The sequence below is a fragment of the Methylobacterium sp. FW306-05-D genome (assembly GCF_058782155.1).
Genome location: NZ_JBYSXL010000126.1, coordinates 1 through 7,338, shown reverse-complemented (window position 1 = coordinate 7,338; position 7,338 = coordinate 1). Strand labels below are relative to the sequence as shown.

Here is a 7,338-nt window from a genome sequence, read left to right as displayed (position 1 = left end):
CGGCGTGGGCCGATCGGGGGCGGGGCGCCGGCGTCCGGTCCGGGGCGCGGGCCGCCCGAAGGCGGGGCCGGCTGGGCGACGGCCGCGCCGGCCACGAGAAGCGCGGCGGCGGCGAGGAGGGCGGTGGTCTTCGTCATGATCGATGTCCCTTGTGGTGTGGTGGAGGGGGTGTGCGGGGCCTCAGAAGACGCGCCGCTCGCGGACCTGCCCGTCGAAGCCGACATGGAGCTGGCGCTCGCGCCCGTCGCTGCCGCGGGCCGCGACCTCGAGATGGCGGGGGCCGCGCCCGGTCACGCGGATGTCGGAATAGCCGGCGGCCGCGACCTGGGCCGTCAGGGCCGGCACGTCGGGCTTCGCGCCGAGGCCGACCCGGTCCTTGGCCCAGTCGAGGGTGCCGGGGGGCGGACCGCCGGCCGGGCCGACCACGACCCGGCTGCCGTCGGCGCGGGTGATCAGCATGGCGTGCAGGAAGCCGTTCTCGAACCGGCCCTGCACGGTGACGGCCTCGCCGGGCTTGACGAGGCTGCCCCCCTCCCCCTGGCGGCCGGTCTCGACCAGCGCCTTGCCGGTGCCGTCCTGCATCACGAACTTGTTGCCGTAGATCTCGGCGACGTCGCCCCTGGCGGCGATGGAGCCGGAGGCCTTCAGGGCGGCGATCGCGGTGGGCTCCACCGGGGTCAACACCGAGGGGCCGGTCTGGGCGAGCGACAGGCCGATCGCCCCGAAGGCGAGCGGCGCCGCGATGGCGCCGACGACGAGGGCCCGGCGCGAGCGCTTCGGGGCCGACGCGGCCGCGGGGCCGGTGTCCTGGGAAGTCCCGCTGGTCTCGGACGTCTCGCGGGTCGGGATGGTCTCGGTCATGGTGCCTGTCCTTCTCGGGTTCGGCGGTTGCCCTCTCGGGTTGACGCCGTTCTAGGAGAGGGCCGCGAACCCGGACTGAACCGCACGGTTCAGCCCCCGTTAAACGACGCGGCGTAGGCCGCTCGCCCTTCGTCCTCCGCCCTGCCCCTCCCATCCTCCGGCACACGGACACGACCCCATGAAACTCCTGCTGGTGGAGGATGACGCCCCGCTCGCCGCCGAGATCGCGAAGGCCCTGCGCGGAGAGAACTTCGCCCTCGACCACGCGGTGAACGGAGAGGACGCGCAGCATCTCGGCGAAACCGAGACCTACGACGCGGTGGTGCTCGACCTCGGCCTGCCCAGGCGCGACGGCCTCTCGGTCCTCCAGGCCTGGCGGGCGGCGGGCCGGACGATGCCCGTCCTGGTCCTCACGGCGCGGGACGGCTGGAGCGACAAGGTCGCGGGCTTCAAGGCGGGCGCCGACGATTTCCTGGTCAAGCCGTTCCGGGTGGAGGAGCTGGTGATCCGCCTGCGCGCCCTGGTGCGGCGGGCGACGGCCCACGGGGCCTCCCGCGTCACCTGCGGCCCCCTCTCCTACGAATCCGGCCTCGGCACCTTCGAGCGCGACGGCCTGCCCCTGAAGCTCACCGGCCTCGAATGGCGCGTGCTCTCCTGCCTGATCCTGCACAAGGACGGGGTGATGCCGCGCGGACAGCTGATCGAGCGGGTCTATGACGGCGACGCCGACGTCGACTCGAACTCCGTCGAGGTCATCATCACCCGCCTGCGCCGCAAGATCGCCCCCGCCCGCATCGAGGGCGTGCGCGGCCACGGCTACCGCCTCCTGCCCGGCGATCCGGCATGACGCCCCCGGAGCCCCCCGCCCGGCGCGGGCCGCCGGACAAGCCCCACCCTCCGGAGAAGCCGGCTCCGGCCAAGCCCGTCCGGCTCCTTCACCTCGGTTCCCTGCAGCGGCGCCTGCTCCTGGCCGCGCTCGCCCTCGTCGCCGCGGCCCTGATCGTCGCCGGCCTCGCCATCGGGCTGGTCCTGCACCGCTTCGTCCGGGCCCAGCTCGACAGCCGTCTCGACAGCCAGCTCGTCGCCCTCGCGGCGAGCCTGGAGCGCGGCCCCGGCGACCGCCTGCGCCTCGACCGCACCCTGGACGGGCCGCCCTTCGACCGTCCCCGCTCCGGCTGGTACTGGCAGGTCCGCCAGGGACGCGGCACCCTGCGGGCCGAATCCCTGGAGGGGCGCGACCTGCGCCTGCCGGAGGGGTCCGCCCCGGACGGTCCCGCGACGGGCCGGCATTCCCGCGACCCGGACCCGGACAGGCCGAGGCCGGGCGATGGCACCGGCCCCTGGGGCGAGGCCCTGATCCTGCGGATCTTGGTCCTGCCCCCGGGGGCCGGCGGCGATCCGGCGCTGCTCGTGGCCTCGGCCCCGGCCCAGGCCCTGACCGGCCCCTTGCGCGAGGCGGGCCTCGCCCTCGCCGCCATCCTGGGCATCCTCGGCCTCTGCCTCGTGGCCGGCACCGTCGCGCAGGTCCGTCTCGGTCTGCGGCCCCTGGAGCGCCTGCGCCGGGACGTCGCCGAGGTGCGGGCCGGACGGCGCCCGCGGATTTCCGGCCCCCAGCCCACCGAGATCCGCCCCCTGGTGAGCGAGATGAACGCCCTCCTCGATCAGAACGCGGCCAATCTCGAGCGGGCCCGCACGCACGTGGCGAACCTCGCCCACGGCCTGAAGACGCCGCTGGCCACCCTGACCCTCGCCCTGTCGGACCGGACCCGCGACCCCGATGGCGGCCTCGCCGACCTCGTGGGCGCCATGGACCGGCAGGTGCGCCACCACCTGCGGCGCGCCCGGACCGCGGCCCTCGGCGGCGCGACCCGGGCGCGCACCGAGTTGGCCGGACCCCTCGCCGACCTGCGGACCACCTTCGGGCGGCTCTATGCCGAGAAGGCCCTCGTCATCGATCTCGACCTGCCGCCCGGGCTCGCGGTGGCCTGCGACCCGCAGGACATCGACGAGATGCTCGGCAACCTCATCGACAACGCCTGCCAGTGGAGCCGCGGCCGGGTCCGGGTCTCCGCCGCCGCCACGGAGGCGGGCATCGCCGTGACGGTGGCGGATGACGGTCCCGGTCTCGACGCGGAGGCGGCCGCCCGCGCGGTGCGGCCGGGCGGGCGCCTCGACGAGAGCGTGCCCGGCCACGGCTTCGGCCTCTCGATCACCCGGGAACTCGCCGAGCTCTACGGCGGCGGCCTCGGCCTCGGCCGCTCGGACCTCGGCGGCCTCAGCGCCCGGCTCGTGCTCCCGGCCTGATCCACCGCGCCGGCGCCCGCAGGCAAGTCCGCGACGGGACGTGGCGGGCATAAAGGAAAGTGAAAGGCCGGTGCCGCATGATCTCGCATCGGGCGGTTCCGTCGCGGGCTTCCGCAAGACTGGCCGATCTCCGTCCCGTGTCCGCCGGAATCTGTGATCGACAGTAGGTCGCGCCGGCATCCTGGTCATGAGACGCCGAGGGCGGATGGTCCTCCGTCGTGCGTCTGCGAGAAAGGGTTGTCGTGCCGAGCTCTAGTGTCGAGGCGCAGCGTGTGGCCATCCTCAACGACCTGAACCTTCTTCAGGGCACGTCGGAGGCGCATCTCGATGCCGTCTGCCGGACGGCCTGTGCCCTGTTCGGCGTCCCCATCGCCCTCGTGAACCTGGCCGGCACCGACAGCTATACGCTCAAGGCCCGGTGCGGCATCGCCGAGGGCGGCCCCCTGCCCCGGGCCGGCGCCTTCTGCGACCGCACCATCCTGGGCGCGCCCGGCTCGGTGCTGGTGCTGCCCGACCTCCTCGCCGATCCCGAATTCGCCTCGAGCCCCCTGGTCACCGGGGAGCCGCGGGCCCGCTTCTATGCGGGCGTGCCGCTGGCCCTGTCGGACGGGCTGCCCCTCGGCACGCTCTGTCTGATCGACACGGCCCCGCGCGACGATTTCGACGCGGCCCGCGCGGCGCAGCTGCGCGACCTCGGCACCGTCGTCGAGGCCCATCTCCGGCTCACGGCCGCGCAGCGCGCGAGCCGGATCGAGCGGGCCGAGCGCCAGCGCACCGAGACGCTCCTGGCCGCGAAGGCCGCCGACCTGAATCTCGTGGTCGCCGCCCAGCGGATGACCGAGTCCGTCGCCCATATCGGCTACTGGCGCCTCCAGGCCCGGACCCGGGTGATGTCGTGGTCGCAGGGGCTCTGCGGCATCTTCGGGCGGCCGATGCCGCCCGGCGCCGCGATCCCCCTCGACGACCATCTCGGTTTCTATCATCCGGACGACCGGGCGGCGGTCGCGGCGCGCATCTCCACCGCCCTGGCGAGCCGCGGTCCCGGGAACGGCGCCTATCAGGCGCGGGCCCGCATCGTCCGCCCGGACGGCAGCCTGTGCCACGTCATCGTCCAGGGCGCCGTCGAGCGGGACGCCGGCGGCCGGCTGATCGCGGTCTACGGCCTCCTCCTCGACGTCACCGACCTCGCCCGCTCCGAGGCGCGGCTGCGCGAGAAGAACCTGCGCCTGCGCGCGATCCTGGAAGCGATGGACCAGGGACTGATCATGATGGACGCCGAGGGCTGCGTCCGCCTGCTCAACCCGCGGGCGCGGCAACTCCTCGACCTGCCCGAGGCGGTCCTGCACGAGGGCGCGCGCCTGCCCGCCCTCCTCGCCCGCCTGTCGGCGCGCGGCGACTTCGCGGCCCTGCGCGCCCCGGTCGGGAACCGGCCGCGCCTGCGCGACGCGACGGGCGCCTGGACGAAGCTGCGGATCGACTGGCCGCGCGCCGACGGCACCACCCTCGCGGTGCGGGGCGTGACCCTTCCCGAGGGCGGCATCCTCTACACCTTCACCGACGTCACCGAGCACCGGGCGGCGGTGGCGCGCATCCAGGAGGGTGAGCGCCGCTACCGCGTCCTGACCGATTCCGTCTCCGACATGATCGTCCGGCGCAGCGTCGCGGACGTGGCGACCTACGTGTCCCCGGCCTCGCGCGACCTCCTCGGCTACGAGCCCCGGGAGATGCTGGACCTGCCCCCCGGCGCCTCGCTCCATCCCGACGACGCGGCCGCCACGACCGCGTTCATCGAGGGCTTCCGGACCGGCCGGACCGAGACCGGGCGCATCATCCACCGCCTGCGCCACCGCGACGGCCGCTGGATCTGGGTCGAGGCGCAGACCCGCCTCGTGCGCGACACGGACGGGCGGCCCCTCGAGACCATCACCGCGGCGCGCGACGTCAGCGAGCGGGTCGCCGCCGAGCAGGCCCTGCGCCTGGGCGAGGCCCGCTACCGGGCCCTCGCCGATTCCCTGCCCCAGATCGTCTGGGTCCTCTCCCTGCACGACGGGGAGGCCACCTACGTCAACCAGCGCTTCGAGAGCTATTACGGACCGATCGGCTCCAGCCGCGCCGCCCGCCTCGCCCGCAACCATCCCGAGGATGCCGAGCGGATGGAGCGGGTCTTCACCGAGGCCCGCCGGCGCGACGAGGCCTACGAGGTCGAGGGACGCCTGCGCCGGCACGACGGCGTCTATCGCTGGCACAAGCTCGTCATGCTGCCGATCCGGGAGGGCGGCGTGATGGTCGGCCTGCTCGGGACGGCCCTCGACATCGACGACATCGTCACGGCGCGCCAAGCCCTGGAGGAGACCTCGAACCTCCTGCGCCTCGCCCAGGAATCGGCCGGAGCCGGGATCTGGTCCTGGGACCTGAAGGGCGGCACCGTCCGCCACTCCGTCGACAGCGCGCGGATGTACCGGCTTCCGGTCCCGGAGGGCCACGCCGCCGGTGCGCCGGTGGAGGTCGGCGTCGCCGAGTGGGACGCGCGCATCGATCCGGGCGACCTCGCCGCGCTCTACGGTCACGTCTATCGGGCTCTCGCCGAGCGCAGCGTCTACAACGGCGAAGTTCGCCTGGTGTCGACGGAGGACGAGGCGCCGCGCTGGCTCCAGAGCTTCGCCCGGGTGGTGACCGATCCGGATCTGGACGAGCCGGTGAAGGTCGTCGGCCTCACGATGGACATCACCGAGCGCAAGCTGGCGGAGGGCCGGATCGCCCACATGGCGCTGCACGACGGCCTGACCGGCCTGCCGAACCGGCTGCTGTTCAAGGAAAGGCTGAGCAACGCCCTCGCCCGCGTCGATCGCCGGGGCGGCCGCTTCGCGGTGCTGGCCTGCGACCTCGATCGCTTCAAGGCCGTGAACGACACCCTCGGACATCCGGCCGGCGACGCGCTCCTGCGCATCGTCGCCGAGCGCCTGCGCGGCGTGGTCCGGGACGGCGACACCGTGGCCCGTCTCGGCGGCGACGAATTCGCCGTCATCCTGGTCGATCTCGGCGATCCGCAGGAGGCCGGGCTGGCCGCGCGCCGCATCATCGAGGCGATGGAGCAGCCCGTCGACCTCGACGGGCACCGGATCGGGATCGGGGTCAGCGTCGGCATCGGCCTCGGCTCCCAGGACGGCGCCGATCCCGACACCCTGTTCCGCAACGCCGACATCGCCCTCTACCGGGCCAAGGCGGCCGGACGGAACACCTACCGCTACTACGAGGCGGCGATGGATGCCGCCACGACCGAGCGCAACCGCCTCGAACTGGAGATGCGCGAGGCCGTGCGCACCGGCGGCTTCAGCCTGCACTACCAGCCGGTCCTGCATCTTGAGAGCGGCACCGTGCAGGGCTTCGAGGCCCTGCTGCGCTGGCCGCATCCGGTGCGCGGGATGATCGCGCCCGGGGCGTTCATTCCCCTCGCGGAGGAGACCGGGCTGATCCGGCAGCTCGGGAGCTGGGCCCTGCGGGAGGCCTGCACCGAGGCCGCGTCCTGGCCGGGCGACCGGCGCATCGCCGTCAACGTCTCGGCGGTCCAGTTCGGACAGGCCAATCTCGAGCAGAGCGTGGTCGCCGCCCTCTCGGCCTCGGGCCTGCCGGCGCGCCGCCTGGAGCTCGAGATCACCGAGAGCGTGCTGATGCAGGATGCCGAGGCGGTAATCGCCTGCCTGCACCGCCTGCGTGGGCTCGGGGTGCGCATCGCCCTCGACGATTTCGGCACGGGGTACTCGTCGCTGAGCTACCTGCGCCGTTTCCCCTTCGACCGGATCAAGATCGATCGCTCCTTCGTGCGCGACATCGCCGATCCGGGCACCGCCGCGATCGTGCGGGCGGTGGTCGGCCTCGGCACGCAGCTCGGTGCCGCCATCACCGCGGAGGGGATCGAGACCGAGGAGCAGCGCGCGCAGGTCCGCCGGGAAGGGTGCACGGAGGCCCAGGGCTTCCTTCTCGGCCGGCCCATGCCGGCGGAAGAGGCGCGGCGCTTCCTGGAGCGCCTGCGCGACGCGGCCTGAGGAAAGCCTCGTGTTTCCGTCACGAGGCTGTTGACAGCGCGTCCGGGGACCCCTATACCCCGGTTCATCGGCGGGCGGCCAACGGGGTTGGCGGCTTGCTTTTGCATCTCCTGACGATTGGCGGGGTTTT

At 73.8% G+C, this 7,338-nt stretch carries 4 protein-coding genes; 3 read left to right on the top strand and 1 reads right to left on the bottom strand.

The window, feature by feature from the left end:
* Positions 1 to 180: 180 nt before the first annotated feature.
* Positions 181 to 861 carry a DNA-binding protein gene (locus AC3WLN_RS23135; protein WP_492485213.1) on the bottom strand — a complete coding sequence of 227 codons (681 nt, stop codon included), beginning with the start codon at positions 859 to 861 and terminating at the stop codon, positions 181 to 183.
* Positions 862 to 1,039: 178 nt separating this feature from the next.
* Here AC3WLN_RS23135 and AC3WLN_RS23130 point away from each other — a divergent pair, with 178 nt between their 5' ends.
* The 3 genes from AC3WLN_RS23130 to AC3WLN_RS23120 all read left to right on the top strand — a co-directional run bounded on the left by AC3WLN_RS23130 (position 1,040) and on the right by AC3WLN_RS23120 (position 7,208).
* Entirely contained in the window at positions 1,040 to 1,708 is a 669-nt protein-coding gene (locus AC3WLN_RS23130; RefSeq protein WP_492485211.1) for a response regulator transcription factor, read from the top strand.
* Positions 1,705 to 3,165, top strand: coding sequence for an ATP-binding protein (locus tag AC3WLN_RS23125; RefSeq protein WP_492485209.1), 1,461 nt, complete (start codon positions 1,705 to 1,707; stop codon positions 3,163 to 3,165). The genes AC3WLN_RS23130 and AC3WLN_RS23125 overlap by 4 nt, the downstream gene beginning before the upstream one ends.
* Before the next feature lie 242 nt (positions 3,166 to 3,407).
* Positions 3,408 to 7,208: an EAL domain-containing protein gene (locus tag AC3WLN_RS23120; protein ID WP_492485207.1), complete on the top strand. Its 3,801-nt coding sequence runs from the start codon at positions 3,408 to 3,410 to the stop codon at positions 7,206 to 7,208.
* The last annotated feature ends 130 nt before the right edge of the window (positions 7,209 to 7,338 follow it).